Raw genomic sequence first — 17,786 nt, 5'->3', positions numbered from 1 at the left:
CAAACGGTTATTGTAGTTATCCTGACATTTTTTTCTACCCTGGGGAGGCAGGCCATCGACCCGCAAGGCACTGATCAGACGAGTTATCATAAAAAAATGGCCCACCTGGGGCCATTTCAATCAACGCAAATTCTGGGTCAGCCGTGGGGCGACAATCCCTTGCGGATCCGCTGGATCCCCGCCTCGTAAAGGCCATCCAGCCCCTCCTGATCCTGACGGGTATCGAAGATCTTGAGGAACCACATGTACTGGCCCGGATGGCGCATCAGCTGCTGTTGCACCATGTCGTTCATGCGACAGGTATCGGCCATCACATCCTCGGTGGGATAGTTGTCGAACGGTGCCTCAATCTCCAGCCGGTAGCAGTGGTTCGCTTCGTCATAGCAGGCGAGCAGCGGCACCGCCTTGGCGCCACTGACCTGCACCAGACGGGGCAAGGCAGGCAGGGTCGCTTTGGGATAGCCAAAGAAGGGGGCGAAGATGCTCTTCTCGCGGCCATGATCCTGATCCGGCAGATAGAAGAAGCTGCGACCGCTCTTGATGGTCCTGATCACTGCCTTGATCCCGGCGCTGCGCTCATAGACGCGGCAACCGTTCTTGGCTCGTGCACGGTTGAGGTGCCAGTCAAACACCGGATTGCGCGCCCGTTTCATCATGGTGCACATGGGCACCCCGCGCTGGGTGAAGCAGTAACCGGCGGCATCCACCGGCCAGGTATGGGGCACCACCAGGATCACCGGGCGACCGGCCTCCCGCTCCGCCTCGATATGCTCCCAACCGATCACCTGCATCCGGCTCATCAGATAACGCTGGCTGCGCATGGTGAACTCGCCAAATCCCAACAGACTCTTGAGGCCGACCCGGATCGAGGTCAGTGCAATGGCATCCCGCTCTTCCGGGCTCTTGTCCGGGAAGCAGATCTCCAAATTGGTTCTGGCGATATAAATCTGTTTTTTCGAGATACGAAACACCAGCGGAGCCAAGGCTTCGGCCAAACGGTCGCGCAATCGCACCGGCACAAAGGCGAGCAACATCAGCACGCCGAGCGCCAGCCAGCTGAACCAGTAGCGGGGATGGAGAAAACGGGCTTCAAAAGAGGAGTCAAATACGGGATCTTGGGACGACATGTATTGGGGTCGAGCGAAAAAGTGGTGCTGCATTGTAGTCGTCCTGACAGGTAATACCAGTTAAATCCATGGCAAATAGCCCACCACGGGTGCCACATCAAAAAACCATAAAAAAATGCCCCGCACTGCGGGGCATTTTGCTCGTTACACAACCAGGGTGGAGGCTCTTTGTCCATCCATCGTATGACTGGTCGTTTATCCCGTCGCTCTCGGAGCGCACTGCTTATCCATTTCCCGATGTCACATCATCAAGATTTATCGGTGAGCACCCTGGCGGGCCATGCCGTTATTCATTTCGGTATTACGCTGCGGCAGAAAAAACATCAGGTAACGCAGTGCCACATACCCGACGATCACGGTAGCCACCCCAAGCTCGAAGTGGGCCAGCAGTCTGATCTGCTCGACGTAGTGACTGCCTTGCGCAAACCCTTCAACCAGATGGGCCACTTTGAACAGGGCGGTAGCACCTATCACCAGCGGGAAGGTAAAGGCGGCATAACCCGGCGAGAAGGGCAGACGCAGCAGTTTGATGAAGGCCAGATAGATGATACCGGTCATCAGGATGGCAATCCCCAACAGCACGGCCACCAGCAGCAGTGACGGCTCCTGGCTGACGGTCAGGTAACCGGCCAGAGAGAGGCTGGCAGGAGCCGCCAGAATGGCGATGGTCGGTTTGGCGGCATCCGGCACTTCATGGCTGAAGATCAGGCGATAGAGCATCAGCGGCAGCATCAGGCCGTAGCAGATGATCCCGAACCAGAGCAGACCGTTGGCCAGCGGGGCAAACTGACCACCCGGGAAGGCGACGTCCGCCACGATGATGCCTACTGGCGGCACGAACCAGCTCGGCACCATGTGGTGGATTTCAAACTCTTTGGCGCGATGCCAGATAAAGGTGGCCAGAAACAGCAGGTGAACCGCCACGGCAAACAGCCAGAGGGCCTCGCCCGCTTGCGGCGCAATCATACCCAGCGCTTTGGAGACCACCATGGTGCCCATGGCATAGGTCGGAACCACACTGCCCACCACGGGGTGAGCGAGATCCTGCAACAGCAGGCGGGGGTGGAGCAGAAACTTGAAGGTCAGGATCACCAGCAGCACGGCCGCGATGGCAGCGCCCAGCAGTTGCATCCGGCCATCGAAGTGACCGGCATTTTCCCAACACCAACCAAGGCTGGCGATGCCCAGCGCCAAACCCGCCATGGGGGTTGGGGCGGCAGCCAGTGATTTACGGGTTCTTGCGATCATGATGACACCTTTCTATTGATGACTATGGCGATAGGATAATGCCCCCTTATCGTTTACGATATCTAAATGAATTAAATCAATCATTCAGGAAAACCAAACACGATGAAACTGACCCTGCAGCAGCTGAAAGTGTTCGCCACCATTGCCCGCTATGGAAACCTTGGCCTTGCCGCCAACGAGCTCTGCCTGAGCAAGGGGGCCGTCTCCCAGTCGCTGCAGGAGCTGGAGCGCCAGCTCTCCACCCCGCTGTTTGACCGCATTCACCCCAGATTGCAGCTCAACAACGAGGGGCGCCTGCTGCAACCGGCCGCCGAAGAGCTGCTGACCCGGATGCAGGATATCGAGAACCTGTTCAGCCCCGATGCCGAGCCGAGCGGCCAGCTGCGCCTTGGTGCCAGCCAGACCATCGGCAACTACCTGCTCCCCACCCTGCTCGCCAGCAGCAAACAAGAGCTGGGGCTCCCCCCCAAGGTGACCATCAACAACACTCACCTGCTCTGTCATGCGCTGGCCAACTTCGAGCTGGATATGGCACTGATCGAGGGGGAGAACCATCACCCCGACCTGCTCGCCGAACCCTGGCTGCAGGACGAGATGCTGGTGGTGGCCCCACCCGGTCACCCGCTTGCCAACAAGAAGGAGCTCTCCCTCTCCCGTCTGGGGGGCGAGACCTGGGTATTGCGTGAAGCGCAATCGGGCAGCCGCGAGCAGTTTATCCAGCAGATCCAGCCCGAGCTGCCCCGCTGGCAACCAGGGCTTGAACTCAACACCCTGGAGGCGGTGATGCTGGCGGTGGAGAAGGGGCTTGGCATCTCCTTTATCTCCCGGCTGGCAGCCTCGGATCGCCTGGCAGATGGGCGGCTGATCGCCCTGCCCCTCTCCCGCCGCTTCCCGCGCCAGCTCTCCCTTATCTGGCACAAGCAGAAGTACCACTCCACCTCCCTGCGCCACTTTATCCACTTCTGCCGGGCTCAGGTGAATGATGCCGAGGTGATCAGCCCGGACTAGCCCCCGGTCATATCATCGCTAGCAAACCAGAGCGCCTATGGCGGAAAAGCAAAATGCAGGGATGGAACCGTTGCTCCATCCCTTTGATCACTACACTGTGCAACCTACTACCTACCGCAGACGAGTCACCCTTTCTCCCCGTATCACGACCCCGCATTCAGCCGTGTCGACGCCGTTGTTCGGGGGTGACGAACCCTCCCGATGGCTTCGTCACAAGTGATGAACGTCACAGTTCGACTGCCATATCAGCGCGTTCACTCAACCACACCAAGATTTTTATTCATTTAAAAACAGCCGCTTAAAGCCAATTCCTCTGCAAAAATCATTCTGGCCCGTATCTTGCTAACCTGCCCCTACTTTCTCCGTTCGCGACACGACAAGGTAGGCTATGAACCGCTTCGTTATCGCTGACCCCAAGCTTTGTATCGGCTGTGGCACCTGTATGGCGGCCTGCAGCGAGGTACACAAGGCGCAAGGTTTGCAGCAAGCCCCCCGTTTAACCGTTATGCGACACGAGCAGGCGACCATGCCGGTTCAGTGCCGTCACTGTGACGATGCCCCCTGCATCAAGGTGTGCCCGGTCGAGGCAATTCGCCAGACCGGCGATTGCGTGCAACTCAACGAGTCGCTCTGCATCGGCTGCAATCTCTGCGCCGTGGCCTGCCCCTTTGGCGCCATCCAGAGCGGCGGCAGCCGTCCGGTGGCCGTGGCCACCAGTTACGACACCTATATCCCCTGCTCCATCCGCTCCAGCAACCCCTCCACCTCCGCTGGCCTGCGCTGCTTTGGCGAGGATCTGCTGAGCTGGGAGCCGGGGGTGCGCAGCATCGCGGTCAAATGCGACCTCTGCGAGTTTCGCGCCGATGGCCCGGCCTGTGTCGGTGCCTGCCCCTCCCAGGCACTGAAGCTGGTCAATGACGGCGACACCGAACGCGCCGCCCGTATCCGTCGCCAGCAAGCGGCCGACACCAACCCGCAAGGGGCCTCCGCCTTCTCGGCGCCTGCCACAGCGCTCCCTGCATCCGATTTATCCACCACAGAGGGAGCCCGCTGATGTTGTCCCCCCTTGTTATGGCCACGCTCCTGCTCTTTTTGCTGGGCGCTGCCGCCGGTTTGCTCCTGCAAAAGTTGCCCGCACTGGCCAACCGCCTCAACAGTGGCCTTGCCCTGCTGGGGTCGCTCTCGGGCCTGGTCGCCGCCATCCAGACCTTTGCTCATGGCGCACCCGTCGATGGCCAACTCTGGCTGCTGGGTTCGGTTCACCTCGACATGCTGGCCGCGCTGATGCTGCTGGTGATTAGCACCGTCGGCGTCGCCGTCGCCCTCTACTCCTTTGCCTATATCCGCGAATATCAGGGCAAGGGCGATGTGGCCATCGGCGCGCTGATGAACCTCTTCCTCTTTGCCATGGTGGGCATGGTGCTGGCCGACAATGCGCTCGGTTTCTTGCTCTGCTACGAGCTGGTGACCCTCACCACCTACTGGCTGGTCAAGACCAACCCGGAAGCCGCCAAACAGAGCCGCCTCTATCTGGTGATGAACCATATCGGCATGGCACTGGTGCTGATCGCCTTCTGGCTGCTCTGCCGCGAAAGCGGTTCGCTGGAGTTCGCCGCGCTGCGTGAGCACCATCTGGCGGGCGGATTGGCCTCTCTGGTGTTCCTGCTCAGCTTCTGCGGCTTTGGCCTGCGCGCCGGTTTTGTGCCGCTGCACGGCTGGCTGCCGGTGGCCGAGCCCGTTGCGCCCTCCCATATCTCGGCGCTGATGTCCGGCGTGATGGTGAAGCTGGGTCTGTTTGGCATCTTGCGAGTCAGTATCGATTTTCTTGGCGCCAGCCAGCTCTGGTGGGGCTATGTGGTGCTGATCTTCGGTGCCTGCTCGGCAGTGCTCGGGGTGCTGTTTGCGCTGGCCGAGCATGATCTCAAGCGGTTGCTCGCCTACCACACGGTGGAGAACATCGGCATCATCCTGATGGGGATGGGCATCGGCATGATCGGCATCGCCAACCAGCAACCGGCACTGGTGGTGCTGGGGCTACTCGGCGCGCTTTATCACCTGCTCAACCACGCCATCTTCAAGAGCCTGCTCTTTATGGGCACCGGCTCTGTGATGTTCCGCCTGCACACCCGCGACATGGACAAGATGGGGGGGCTGGCCAAGCTGATGCCCTGGACCGCGCTGGCGTTTCTCATCGGTGCCATGGCCATCTCGGCCCTGCCGCCACTCAACGGCTTTGTCAGCGAGTGGTTTATCTATCAGTCGCTCCTTTCCATGACCAAACTCGGCACCTCGGTCGTCGCGCCGCTCGCGGTAGTGATGCTGGCGGTAACCGGCGCCATGGCGGTGATGTGTTTCGTCAAGGTCTACGGCATCTGCTTCTGCGGCGCACCGCGCAGCGAACACGCGAGCCACGCCCGCGAAGTGCCAGGGGCCATGGTGGCAGGCACCCTGCTGCTGGCTGCCGTCTGTCTGGTGCTGGGTCTGGGCGCCCCCTGGATTGCCCCCCATATCGCCAGCTATGGCCAAGCCTTGGTTGCCAGCCAGATGAGTGTCGCCACTGGCGCCACCCTGCTGCCACTCGACAGCTCACAAGCGATCCTCTCCCCACCCGTTATCGCCATCACCTTGCTGGGGCTGTTCCTCATCCCGCTGCTGGTACTGGCCATCTTCAAGGGGCCCAAGCTGGGTCGTCGTCACGCCGGCACCCCGTGGGCTTGTGGTTACGCCTATGAGGAGCGCATGAGCCTCACCTCGGGCGGTGTCACCCACACCTTGCGCCAACTCTGCGCGCCGCTCTATCGCAAGCAGCCGCAGCTCGATCTGGCCAGCGCCCTGCACGGGGTGAGCGATACCAGCGGGACAACCGGCTGGCTGTTGCACGGCGTTGTGCTGGCGCTCTTTATCCTGATGGCTGTAGGAGTCTGATATGCCTGTTCTTGAAATGCCGAGCTGGGGCATGGTTGCCCTCGCCCTGACCCAGGCCATCGCCATGCTGGCGCTGGCGCCGCTCGCCACCGGTTTCAACCGGGTGCTGCGGGCCAAGATGCACTCCCGTCAGGGGCCGGGCCTGCTGCAGGATTACCGGGATATCGCCAAGCTCCTGCGCCGTCAGGAGGTGACCCCAGAGCCTGCCGGCATCATCTTCAACCTGATGCCTGCGCTGCTCATCGCCGCCCTCTTGCTGGTAGGGATGGCGCTGCCAACCCTGACTCACGAGTCCCCCTTCCCCATCGCCGGGGATCTCATCACCGACATCTACCTGTTCGCCATCTTCCGCTTCTTCTTTTCGCTGGCGGGGCTCGACAGCGGCAGCATGTTTGCAGGGATCGGTGCCCGCCGCGAGTTGACGCTGGGCATTCTGGTGGAGCCCATTCTGGTACTCGCCTGCTTCATCATGGCGATGATGGTGGGCAGCTCGGATCTGGGCAATATCAGCAGCTATGTGGCGACCCAGCCGCTGGCCGCGCCCATCGCCACCCTGCTGGCTGGCGCTGCCTGCGCCTTCGCGGTGTTTGTCGAGATGGGCAAGCTGCCCTTTGACTGCGCCGAAGCCGAGCAGGAGCTGCAGGAGGGGCCACTCACCGAGTATTCCGGTGCGGGCCTCGCCCTGCTCAAGCTCTCCATCGGCCTCAAGCAACTGGTGGTGGTGCAGCTCTTTCTGGTGATTTTCATGCCCTTCGGCAAGGCGGCCAACTGGAGTCTGCCCGCGCTCATCGGCGCGGCGCTGATCCTCGCCTGCAAGCTGCTGGTGGCCTTTTTGCTGGCCGGCATCATCGAAAACGCCATGGCCCGCACCCAGTTCGTGCGCACCCACAAGCTCACCCGCTACGGGTTGGGGCTGGCCCTGCTGGCGCTGCTCGCCTATCTGGTCGGGGTCTGAGCCATGCCCGCCAGCACAGCAACTTTTTCCGATTTCACCTTTACCGAATGCTCATTCCCGAACATTAAAGTGAGAACTGCATGACCATCGCCATTTCGGATCGCATCGGCTGCGACTACATCCAGCAGGTGCGAGCACAACTGCCCCACGCCATCGTCGACGAGGAGTGGCAAACCGCCGATCAGGCCACCATTACCGTCAAGCCCACCAGTCTGGTCGAGACGGCCAGCCTGATCTTCCACCAGCTGGGGGGCTGGCTTCCGCTCTCCTTTGCCAATGACGAGCGCAGCCTCAACGGCCACTTCGCCGTCTACCACGTCTTCTCCATGGAGGGCGACACCAAGTGCTGGATCACCGTCAAGGTGCTGGTGGATGCCGATACCCAGGAGTACCCCTCCATCACCCCGACCATTCCGGCGGCGGTATGGGGCGAGCGGGAGATCCGCGACATGTATGGCCTGCGCGCCATCGGCCTGCCGGACGAACGCCGTCTGGTACTGCCGGATGACTGGCCGGAGGATATCCACCCGCTGCGCAAGGACGCCATGGATTATCGCCAGCGCCCGATGCCCACCACCGACACCGAGACCTACCCCTTCGTCAATGAGCTCGGCAGTGATGCCAACCGCATCGTGCCGGTCGGCCCGCTGCATATCACTTCGGACGAGCCGGGGCACTTTCGTCTGTTCGTCGATGGGGAAGACATCATCGATGCCGACTACCGCCTCTTCTATGTCCATCGCGGCATGGAGAAGCTGGCGGAAACCCGCATGGGCTATAACGAAGTGGCGTTTCTGACCGACCGGGTCTGCGGCATCTGCGGCTTTACCCACAGCGTCGCCTACACCACCTCGGTGGAGAACGCCATGGGCATTCCGGTGCCGGAGCGGGCCAAGATGATCCGCGCCGTGCTGCTGGAGGTGGAGCGCCTGCACAGCCATATCCTCAACATCGGCCTGTCGAGCCACTTCACCGGTTTCGACACCGGCTTTATGCAGTTCTTCCGGGTGCGGGAGAAATCCATGACCCTGGCCGAGCTGCTGACCGGCGCCCGCAAGACCTACGGTCTCAACCTGATTGGCGGGGTGCGCCGCGACATCTTCAAGGAAGATCGCATCAAGGGTGCCCAGCTGGTGCGCGAGCTCCGTGATGAGCTCAAACCCCTGGTGGCCATGCTGCTTGATACCGCCAACATCTCCTCCCGCCTCATCGGTATCGGCAAGCTCGAGCCGCAAATTGCCCGCGATTTCAGCTGCGTCGGTCCCATGGTGCGGGCGAGCGGCTTCAAGCGCGACGTGCGTCGGGTCCACGACTTTGCCGGCTATCGCGAGCTGCCGATGGAGATCCAGACCAAGGCGGGTTGCGACGTGCAATCCCGGGTACTGGTGCGGATCCACGAGCTCTACGACTCCCTCGACATGATTGAGTTCGGCCTTGAGCACCTGCCGGAAGGGCCACTGCTCACCGAAGGCTTCACCTACCAGCCGGGCAAGTTTGCGCTGGGCTTTACCGAGGCGCCCCGCGGCGAGAACGTCCACTGGAGCATGACCGGGGACAACCAGAAGCTGTTCCGCTGGCGCTGCCGCGCCGCCACCTACGCCAACTGGCCTGCTCTGCGCTACATGCTGCGCGGCAATACCGTGGCGGACGCGCCGCTCATCATCGGCAGTCTGGATCCCTGCTACTCCTGTACCGACCGGGTCACCCTGGTCGACCCCAAGAAGGGCAAATCCACCGTGGTCTCCTACAAGGAGATCGAGCGCTACGGCATCGATCGCAAAAACTCTCCGCTGAAATAAGGGGTCATCATGATCAAGCTGTTCAAGACCATCCTCAAGGCTGGCACCCCGACCGCCAAGTACCCCTTCGCCCCTTATGAGGTGAACCGGGATTTTCGCGGCAAACCCAAATATCAGGCGGATCAGTGCATCGCCTGCGCCGCCTGCACCAAGGCCTGCCCGGCCAATGCGCTGGTGATGGAAGTTGACATGGAGACCGGCGAACGGCGCTGGGAGATCTCCATGGCGCGCTGCATCTTCTGCGGCCGCTGCGAGGAGGTCTGCCCGACCCGCGCCATCGCCCTCTCCCCTGAATTCGAGCTGGCGGTGACCAACAAGGCGGACCTCTATGAGGAGGCCCGCTTCGCGCTGGCCCCCTGCACCCTGTGCGGCACCTACTTTGCCCCGAGCAAGCTGGTGGCGCTGGTGGAGGACACACTCAAGCAGGCAGGCACACCGCTGGCTCGCGATGCCAAGCCGCTAGCGCCGCCAGAGCGACTGCACCACTGCCCCGACTGCAAACGAAAACAGAGCATGCTGAGCCAGCCTGACTCGGCCCTGATCACACCGATAGCCACACCGATGGCCGCACAAAAGGAGTGGATGTGATGAGCAAGATCAAAGGCATAGAACCGGTTGTCGGCCATGCCCATACCCGCGCTGTACCGCTGGCACAGGATCCCGAGATCACCAAACTCAAGAAGACCCTGCTCAAGGACATTCGCCGCTCGGCCTATGTCTACCGGGTCGATTGCGGCGGCTGCAACGCCTGCGAGATCGAGATCTTCGCCACCATCACCCCGCTGTTCGATGCCGAGCGTTTCGGCATCAAGGTGGTCGCCTCCCCCCGCCACGCCGACATCCTGCTCTTTACCGGCGCGGTGACCCGGGCGATGCGGGTTCCGGCCCTGCGCGCCTACGAGGCGGCGCCCGATCCCAAGATCTGTATCGCCTACGGCGCCTGCGGCTGTGACGGCGGCATCTTCCACGACCTCTACTGCGTCTGGGGCGGCACCGACAAGATTGTGCCGGTGGATGTCTATATCCCCGGCTGCCCCCCCACACCGGCAGCCACCATCTACGGCTTTGCGGTGGCGCTCGGTCTGCTTGAGCAGAAACTCAAAGCCACCAGCCACGAGGTGCAACCGGGTGAACGGGTCGAGCTGCGCCACACCGGCATCCCCAACGAAATTCGGGTGATGATCGAGCGCGAAGCGCGCCGCATGGCCGGTTATCGGCAGGGGCGGATCATCGCCGACGAGTTTATGGCCCTGCTCGAAGGGGCGACCCAGCAGGATGTGGATCTGCGCATCCAGAGCTACCTCGATCAGCACGACGATCCCCGTCTGGCGGAGATCGTCAACAACCTCGCAAATGCCTGCCTCAACCGGGCGGCCGGCAAGGGAGAGGCGGTGCATGGCTGACGAGGTTTTCTTCTATCGCCTCTCGCGCAAGTTCGTCGACGAGCAGTTTGACGTGCCGGAAGAGGCAAAGGAGGTGATGTACTACAGCCTCGCCATCGGCCACCACCTCGGTATCGTCGATTGCCTGCGAGCAGACCTGGTCTGCTCGCTGATCGGTTATCGCGACTGGGTGGCCAAGCTGCCAGAGGGGAGTGAAGCGCGCCGCAAGATGGAGGGATTTCTCACCTTTGGCGAGATCACCATCTATCGCGAGCACTGCCATATGCTGGCCTACGCCTTCGACCGACTGCGCAAAGCCGACAATCTACTCGATGAGCAGGAGCTGGGCTGGACCAACACCTTTATGGATCAGCTCACCGCCCTCTTTAACGACCCCCATATGTACTTGATGGTAAGGAGCCGCTGATGGGCTGCAATCTCGTGTTGACCGTGGGCAATGCCATGATGGGGGACGACGGTGCCGGCCCCTATCTCGCCGACAAGCTGCAAGCCGCACCCCTGCCCGGCTGGATCCATATCGACGGCGGCATCGCGCCGGAAAATGTGGTCTACAAGGTGCGGGAGCTGCAACCGGAGCGGGTGGTGCTGGTGGATGCCGCCGAGATCGGCGAGAAGGCGGGAACCCTGCAGGTGATCCCCCCCGAGACCATCGCCGAGATGTTTATCTTCTCGACCCACAATATGCCGCTCAATTTCCTGATCGACGAGCTCAAGACCTTTGTCCCCGAGGTGATCTTTGTCGGGGTACAACCGGCCATCGTGGCGTTCTCCTTCCCGATGACCGAGATGGTGAGCGAGGCGATGGATTATCTTTATCAGCATCTTGATGCCGCCAGGGATACCGGTCTGTTAATAGATAAACTGGATCAGTGGAATATTGCCAACGCCAACCGGTGATTATTTATCGAGTTGTTAACGACCGTTATTGATCGACGGTTACGGCAATGTGATCAAGGCCCGATGTTAAATTAAAAACATCGGGCTAATTGTGCTGAACTTGATATAAAACAAGGTTCTTTGATTTTTTCAAAAAATCGCTAACTCTCGCTTTTTTATGACAAAAAAAGCGTTGCCAGTCACAGAAATTTGCCACAAAATGGCGACCGTTACGGAAGTTGATGGGGTCTGGTGGCCTCCTCGGTCTTCAAAACCGATGTGAGCCGAGAAGGCTTTGGCAGGTTCGATTCCTGCCTCTTCCGCCAAATTTATCTATTGAACAAATACTCTCTCGCTGAATTTGTCGGCCTGAATGTTATTTCCATTGTTTGTTCAATATGTTTGAAGTAATACCTTAAAAAAGGTGCTTGCCGCTTGCCAATATAATCCGAACTCAGGTTATCTCGCTGGCCAAAAATTAATTTATCAACATCGATGCAGCCTTAATTTATACCCGCTCATTGATGCACCCAATTTGCAGTCATCCGCAAATCGCCAGCAGTGCCATAACCCGTCAGCTCGGCCTCTCTATCGGCAAACCGGTGCGCATCCCGAACCCACGCACTGCACTGGTAATCCCATGCCGAACTCGTCTCACGCGTCAGCTATCCCCCACCGCCAGCCCGCATCAGGTACGGCTGCCGACGATTCACTGCCAGATTCACAGCAACAGCCCGGCCAGCAACCAACGCGCCGTTTGCCGCAAGTGGAACAGCTGCTGCAGCAACCCTTTCTCGCCGGGTTTATCGAAGCGCTGAGCCGCCCGCTGGTGACTCAGGCGGTGCGCGACACCCTGAGCGAGCTGCGCCAGAGCGAAGATTTTCGCCAGCACGGCGTCGCCCCCGAGCAGATCGAGGCGCTGATTGCCAAACGCTGCCAACAGCAGTTGCGCCAGCGTCAAACCCGGGTGATCAACGCCACCGGCACCCTGGTGCATACCAATTTGGGGCGTTCGCCGTTAAGTGCCGATCTGTGGGACGAGGTGCGTGACCTCAACACCGGCTACAACAATCTGGAGCTGGATCTCGCCACCGGCAAGCGCGGCGGGCGCAAGGGGCTGATCGCTCCCCTGCTCCGTTGCCTCACCCAGGCCGAGGATTCGCTGGTGGTCAACAACAACGCCGCTTCGCTCTTTTTGCTGCTGCAGGAGGTGGCCAAGGGGCGCGAGGTGATCGTCTCGCGCGGCGAGCAGATCCAGATTGGCGGCGGCTTTCGCATCCCCGATATTCTGGCCCTCTCCGGCGCCAAACTGGTGGAGGTGGGCACTACCAATATCACTACCGCCAAAGATTACCTCGATGCCATCACCGATCAGACCGCGCTGGTACTGATGGTGCACAGATCCAATTTCGCCATTCGCGGCTTTACCGAATCCCCCGATATCGGCGAAGTGGCCCGCGCCCTGCCCGAGCACGTAGTGCTGGCGGTGGATCAGGGCTCGGGGTTGACCACCGAAGAGTTTGCACCGGATGAAACCTCGGTGCGCCAGTACATCAAGGCGGGGGCGGATCTGGTCTGCTACTCAGGCGACAAGCTCTTGGGGGGCCCGCAATCGGGCATCATCAGCGGCCGCAGCGACCTTATCAAGCGGCTGGAAAAACACCCTATGATGCGCACCTTCCGCCCGAGCCGCATCGTCTACTCCCTGCTCGAACGCCTGCTCATCCACAAGCTCAACAAGTCTCCCGTCGGCGAGGGTATCGCCCAGCGCACCTTGAGCAACTCTGCCGCCATGCAGGCGAGAGCCTCCCGGCTGATGGCCGCCCTGCCCGGCTGTTTTGTGCCGGTCCCCGCCCAGCTGGTGGTGGGCGGTGGCACCTTGCCGGACGAGTTCTACCCGGCCCCTGCGCTGGAGTGCACCGACTCGCGCCCGGCCCAGCAGCTGCTCGATGATTTGCGCGAACTGCCGGTGCCGGTCATCGCCACCGTGCGCCAGCAGAAGGTGCTGCTCAATATGGCCACCCTGCTGCCGACCGAAATGGAACTGCTGATCGCCCAACTCAAGGAATTGCTGCTGCCCGCCCCGTTCAATGCAACAAATGCGACCGAGGAGCCCTGATCCCATGACCCCCTATCGCGCCGTTATCGGTCTTGCCGGCCACGTGGATCATGGCAAAACCCTGCTGATCAAGGCCCTCACCGGCATCACCACGGCCCGCGCCCACGAGCAGGCCATCGGCATGACCCAGGATCTCGGCTTTGCCCACTTCGATGACGGTCAGGGCAACACCATAGGCGTCATCGACGTGCCCGGCCACGAGCGCTATATCCGCAACATGGTGGCGGGGCTCTGGAGTCTGGATCTGGTGCTGCTGGTCATTGCCGCCGACGAGGGGTGGATGCCGATGACCGGCGATCACCTGCGCCTGCTCAAGGCGATGGGGGTACCGCGCCTCTTGGTCTGCATCAACAAGTGCGATCTGGTCTCCCCCGACGAGCTGGAGCTCCTTGAAGAGAGCCTGCTGGAGCGGGTGATGGACGAGAGCGGCATGGTGCCCGACATCGTCAGCGTCAGTGCCAAGACCGGCGCCAATATGGCCGCCCTGCACACCGCCATCGTGCGCCAGCTTGCCGAACTGCCAGCCTCACACGCTGCCCGCGAGCAGAGCGCCCCGCGACTGTATGTGGACAGGGTCTTTACCGCCAATGGTACCGGCACCGTGCTCACCGGCACCTTGCAACAGGGCAGCCTCAAGGTGGGAGACAAGCTGCGCCTCTACCCCGCCGATCGGGAGGTGCAGGTGCGCTCCCTGCAGGCCTATCACCAGAGCGTCGACGAGATTGGCGCCGTCTGCCGGGTGGCGGTGGGCCTTAAAAAAGTGCCCCACAAGGAGGTGGCACGCGGCCACTGCCTTACCAGCGCCGCTGGCCAGTGCGAGGCGGCCACCCACCTTATCGTGCGGCTCAACGCCGAGAGCCTGAGTAGCAAGACACTGCGCACGCAGGAGGTGGAAGTGGCCCTTGGCAGCTGGCATGGCCGGGCCCGTTTTGTTCCCATCAAGGATACCCGGCTGGCGCGGCTGATCTTTGCCAGCCCCATTCCCTGCTTCTTTGGTCAGCCGCTCGCCATTATTCGCCACGGCAGCAGCGAACTGCTGCACGGCGCCTGCATCGTCTGGTGCGGCGACATCCACCCCACCAGACGCAAGACGCTGCACGCCCTGCTGGGCGAGCTGCCAGATGAACTCGAACACTACAACCCGGCCACCCTGCAACTGGGGCTCAACGGCTATGTGCTGGCCGGCCGCTTTGACCAGCAGCCCGAACAGGTCACTCCCCTCGGTGAGTGGCTGCTGGACAACCACTGGCTGGCCCAAAGCCGCGACCAGCTGCTCGCCACGATGGCCAGCGAACCGCTCAGCGCTGCGGAGCTGGCAACCCGCTTTGGCATCGCCCTGCCGGTCACTCAGGCCCTGCTCCAGCAGCTCAAGAGCGAGCAGCACATTCGCCTGCACCATGACAAGTGGCAGCCGGGCAGCGGCGAGTCGGAAGATGATCTGGGGGAAGAGGCGCAGCTGGTGCTCAAGGTGGTGCGAGATCAAGGCAAGGAGGGTTACGAGCCCGGTAAACTGGGCCCCGGCGGCGTGGAGCTGGATCCCTTTATCACCCGCAAGCTGCCCGCCGCCCTGCAGCAGGGCTTGCAACAAAAAGGCGCGTTGCAAAAGCAGCTGCGCAATCTAGCGCGACTCAAGTATCTGGTGCAGCTCGATGGCCCCATCTACTACGACGCCGCCCTTTACAACCAGATGGTCACCGCCGTGCTGGCGGGCCAGCAGGTGGGAGATCTGATCGACATGGCATCCCTCAAGGAGATCACCGGTTTGTCGCGCAAATACGCCATTCCGTTCTGCCTGCGCATGGAGATGGATGGCTGGGTGCGGCGCGAGGAGAACGAGCGCCGGGTGCTGCGTTTGCCGCAGACTCAAGATGAGATGGAGCCTGCATGAGCGCCACCATCGCCCCCTCTGGCTCTGCCAATCCTGTGGCCAACCGGCTACGCCGCGAATTTCATATCGACGGGATCGTGCAGGGGGTCGGCTTTCGCCCCTTCGTCTATGGACTGGCACTGCGCCACGGCCTTGCCGGCTATGTGTTGAACGATGCCAACGGCGTCACCATCGGCGCCGAAGGATCGCCTGAGCAGCTGGTCAGCTTTGCCCGCGAACTGCGGGAACTGGCGCCGCCACTGAGCCGCATCGATCACTTCAGCGAGCGGGAACTGCCCCTTGCTCATGATCCCGACTTCGATGGCCAATTTCATGGCCAGTTTCGAATTAAAGCGAGCCAGCAGCAGAGCGCGGCCACGGTCGCCATCTCGCCGGATCAGGGGATGTGCGAGGCGTGCGCCACGGACGTGGCCAACCCCAACGATCGCCACCATCGCTACCCCTTTACCAACTGCACCCACTGCGGCCCGCGCTACACCATCATCCGCCGCCTCCCCTACGACAGACCCCATACCGCCATGGCAGGCTTTGCCATGTGCCCGCGCTGTGCGGCGGCCTATGAAAATCCGCTGGACAGACGCTACCACGCCCAGCCGGTGAGCTGCCCCGAGTGTGGGCCCCACCTCAGTTGGCGGAATGGCCGTGGCGATGCCTTGGCCGAGCGCGAGGATGCCCTGCAGGCCGCTGCAAGCGCCCTGCAAGCGGGGGCGCTGATTGCGGTCAAGGGGATGGGGGGTTATCACCTGATGTGTGATGCCCGCAATGAACAGAGTGTTGCCAGATTGCGAACGCTCAAGCGGCGCGCGCGCAAGCCGCTGGCGGTGATGATGGGCTCCCTTGCCGAGGCCAAATTGCATGTCACCGGCTGCGGGGCAGAGTGGACGCTGCTCGCCTCTCAGGCCAGACCCATCACCTTGCTGCGCAAGCGCAAAAATGATGATCGGCACTCAGAATCCCTACTGACAACCGCACCGCTGGCCGAGGGGATCGCCCCCGGCATCCCCTACCTTGGGGTCATGCTCCCTTACACCCCGCTGCACCAATTGCTGCTGGATGCCTGTGCCATGCCGCTGGTGGCCACCAGCGCCAATGGTCGCGGCAGCCCGATCCTTATCGAGTGTGAAGAGGTGGTCAGGGAACTCGGCAGCGAGATTGGCGGCATCCTGGATCACAACCGCCCCATCCTGCACCCGTGCGACGACAGTCTGGTGCAGTGGGCAGGCGGGCGGCGCCAGACGTTGCGCCTCGCCCGGGGCTATGCCCCCTGCACTCCCAGCTTGCAAGAGGCGGTCAGGGTGCCGCTCTTGGCGGTCGGGGCGCAGCAGAAGAACCAGCTGGCGCTCGCCTTCGGTCGCCAGCGCATCTACAGCCCCTATATCGGCGATCTGCACAGCCTGCCGATGCAGGAGCACTTCGAGCAGACCCTGACCACCTTTCGCGAACTCTACGATCTCAAGTCAGAACTGCTGGTCTCGGATCGCCACCCCGGCTACCTCAGCCACCAGTGGGCCAAGAATTACTGCCGCGATCAGGGTGCGACCCACCTCGAGGTGCAGCACCATCACGCCCACCTGCTGGGGGTGATGGCCGAGCACGACATCACGGGCCCGGTGCTGGGTGTTGCCTTCGATGGCACCGGCCTTGGCGATGACGACACCCTCTGGGGCGGCGAGCTGCTGATCACAGACGTTCATGGATTTGAGCGGGTTGCTCACCTTGCACCCTTCAAGCTGATTGGCGGCGAGGCGGCCATCCGCGAGCCGGTGCGCCAGCTACTGGGGCTGCTGTTCGAATCCTATGGCGTGGAGCAGATCAGCGCCCTCGATATTCCGTTGATCAAGCAACTGCCCCTTAAGCGGATCAGCAACCTGCACCAGCTCTGGCAGTTGGGTCGCAACGCTCCCTACACCAGCTCCATCGGCCGTCTGTTCGATGCGGTGGCGGCGCTGCTGGGGCTGATCGACACCCCGGATTACGAGGGCGAAGCCGGGCTCCTGCTGGAGGCGACCGCCTTGCAGCTCACCCCCGACGAACAACCCTTCCCCCTCGCCTTTGATCTCAGCCAATCAACAGAGGGGCCACTGCAGATCGAGTGGGCAGAGCTCATCAATACCCTTATCAGCGAGCAGAGAAAAGGCACCTCCACCGCTAGCCTGGCCGCCGGCTTTATCCGCGCCATCAGCAAGCTGGTTGTTGCCCTTGCCGAGCGCTTCCCCGGCTATCCGGTGGCGCTCGGGGGCGGCGTTTTTCAAAACCGGGTGCTGATGGACCAGCTGGTGCCCGCTCTCGAAGCGGCTGGCCGGCAGGTATTGACCAGCGAAACCCTGCCGCTCAATGACGGTGGCATCGCCGCCGGTCAGCTCTGGTTTGCCATCCACCATATTGCCACGCACCGCCCAACCACAGCCGGCTGTGCCACCTTGTCGGAGTCCTGAAAT

Annotated in this window: 14 protein-coding genes and 1 tRNA gene; 13 read left to right on the top strand and 2 right to left on the bottom strand. The window is 61.8% G+C overall.

Features of this window, described 5'->3' with window-relative positions; all coding sequences use genetic code 11:
• Positions 1–137: 137 nt before the first annotated feature.
• Both lpxM and ACTG2T_RS19410 read right to left on the bottom strand, forming a co-directional pair.
• Positions 138–1,127, bottom strand: coding sequence for a lauroyl-Kdo(2)-lipid IV(A) myristoyltransferase (gene lpxM / locus ACTG2T_RS19415; RefSeq protein WP_330124623.1), 990 nt, complete (start codon positions 1,125–1,127; stop codon positions 138–140).
• 255 nt (positions 1,128–1,382) lie between these two features.
• On the bottom strand, positions 1,383–2,375 hold the full coding sequence (locus tag ACTG2T_RS19410; protein ID WP_005352390.1) for a TDT family transporter: 993 nt from the start codon (positions 2,373–2,375) through the stop codon (positions 1,383–1,385).
• A 102-nt stretch (positions 2,376–2,477) separates the two neighbouring features.
• Between ACTG2T_RS19410 and ACTG2T_RS19405 the strand changes: the two genes are divergently transcribed.
• The 13 genes from ACTG2T_RS19405 (at position 2,478) to hypF (ending at position 17,783) form a co-directional block, all read left to right on the top strand.
• The gene (locus tag ACTG2T_RS19405; RefSeq protein ID WP_127007745.1) at positions 2,478–3,383 is read left to right on the top strand and encodes a LysR substrate-binding domain-containing protein; all 906 of its coding nucleotides are present in this window, start codon (positions 2,478–2,480) and stop codon (positions 3,381–3,383) included.
• Positions 3,384–3,771: 388 nt separating this feature from the next.
• The gene (locus tag ACTG2T_RS19400) at positions 3,772–4,437 is read left to right on the top strand and encodes a 4Fe-4S dicluster domain-containing protein (protein ID WP_043170826.1); all 666 of its coding nucleotides are present in this window, start codon (positions 3,772–3,774) and stop codon (positions 4,435–4,437) included.
• A complete protein-coding gene (gene hyfB / locus ACTG2T_RS19395; RefSeq protein WP_330124622.1) occupies positions 4,437–6,308 on the top strand; it encodes a hydrogenase 4 subunit B in 1,872 nt (623 codons plus the stop codon). The genes ACTG2T_RS19400 and hyfB overlap by 1 nt, the downstream gene beginning before the upstream one ends.
• Before the next feature lies 1 nt (position 6,309).
• On the top strand, positions 6,310–7,263 hold the full coding sequence (locus tag ACTG2T_RS19390; protein WP_330124621.1) for a respiratory chain complex I subunit 1 family protein: 954 nt from the start codon (positions 6,310–6,312) through the stop codon (positions 7,261–7,263).
• 80 nt (positions 7,264–7,343) lie between these two features.
• Entirely contained in the window at positions 7,344–9,062 is a 1,719-nt protein-coding gene (locus tag ACTG2T_RS19385; RefSeq protein ID WP_040065714.1) for a hydrogenase large subunit, read from the top strand.
• A 9-nt stretch (positions 9,063–9,071) separates the two neighbouring features.
• Positions 9,072–9,650 (top strand): formate hydrogenlyase complex iron-sulfur subunit, encoded by a 579-nt coding sequence (locus ACTG2T_RS19380; RefSeq protein ID WP_005333322.1) that lies wholly within the window; start codon positions 9,072–9,074, stop codon positions 9,648–9,650.
• Positions 9,650–10,465 carry an NADH-quinone oxidoreductase subunit B family protein gene (locus ACTG2T_RS19375; protein WP_005301886.1) on the top strand — a complete coding sequence of 272 codons (816 nt, stop codon included), beginning with the start codon at positions 9,650–9,652 and terminating at the stop codon, positions 10,463–10,465. Before ACTG2T_RS19380 ends, ACTG2T_RS19375 begins: the two co-directional genes overlap by 1 nt.
• Entirely contained in the window at positions 10,458–10,871 is a 414-nt protein-coding gene (locus tag ACTG2T_RS19370) for a formate hydrogenlyase maturation HycH family protein (protein ID WP_330124620.1), read from the top strand. The genes ACTG2T_RS19375 and ACTG2T_RS19370 overlap by 8 nt, the downstream gene beginning before the upstream one ends.
• Positions 10,871–11,362 (top strand): hydrogenase maturation peptidase HycI, encoded by a 492-nt coding sequence (gene hycI / locus ACTG2T_RS19365; protein ID WP_064336151.1) that lies wholly within the window; start codon positions 10,871–10,873, stop codon positions 11,360–11,362. Before ACTG2T_RS19370 ends, hycI begins: the two co-directional genes overlap by 1 nt.
• Before the next feature lie 213 nt (positions 11,363–11,575).
• Positions 11,576–11,667, top strand: a tRNA-Sec gene (locus ACTG2T_RS19360).
• A 314-nt stretch (positions 11,668–11,981) separates the two neighbouring features.
• Positions 11,982–13,460, top strand: coding sequence for an L-seryl-tRNA(Sec) selenium transferase (selA, locus tag ACTG2T_RS19355; protein WP_330124619.1), 1,479 nt, complete (start codon positions 11,982–11,984; stop codon positions 13,458–13,460).
• A gap of 4 nt (positions 13,461–13,464) precedes the next feature.
• Positions 13,465–15,348: a selenocysteine-specific translation elongation factor gene (selB, locus tag ACTG2T_RS19350; protein ID WP_330124618.1), complete on the top strand. Its 1,884-nt coding sequence runs from the start codon at positions 13,465–13,467 to the stop codon at positions 15,346–15,348.
• Complete coding sequence (hypF, locus tag ACTG2T_RS19345) at positions 15,345–17,783, top strand: carbamoyltransferase HypF (RefSeq protein WP_330124617.1); 2,439 nt, start codon at positions 15,345–15,347, stop codon at positions 17,781–17,783. The genes selB and hypF overlap by 4 nt, the downstream gene beginning before the upstream one ends.
• Positions 17,784–17,786 lie beyond the last annotated feature (3 nt).

This window comes from Aeromonas sp. 75A (genome assembly GCF_051919425.1).
GTDB lineage: Bacteria > Pseudomonadota > Gammaproteobacteria > Enterobacterales > Aeromonadaceae > Aeromonas > Aeromonas veronii.
The sequence above is the reverse complement of the archived record's forward strand: the minus strand, read 5'-3'. Positions and strand labels throughout refer to the sequence as shown.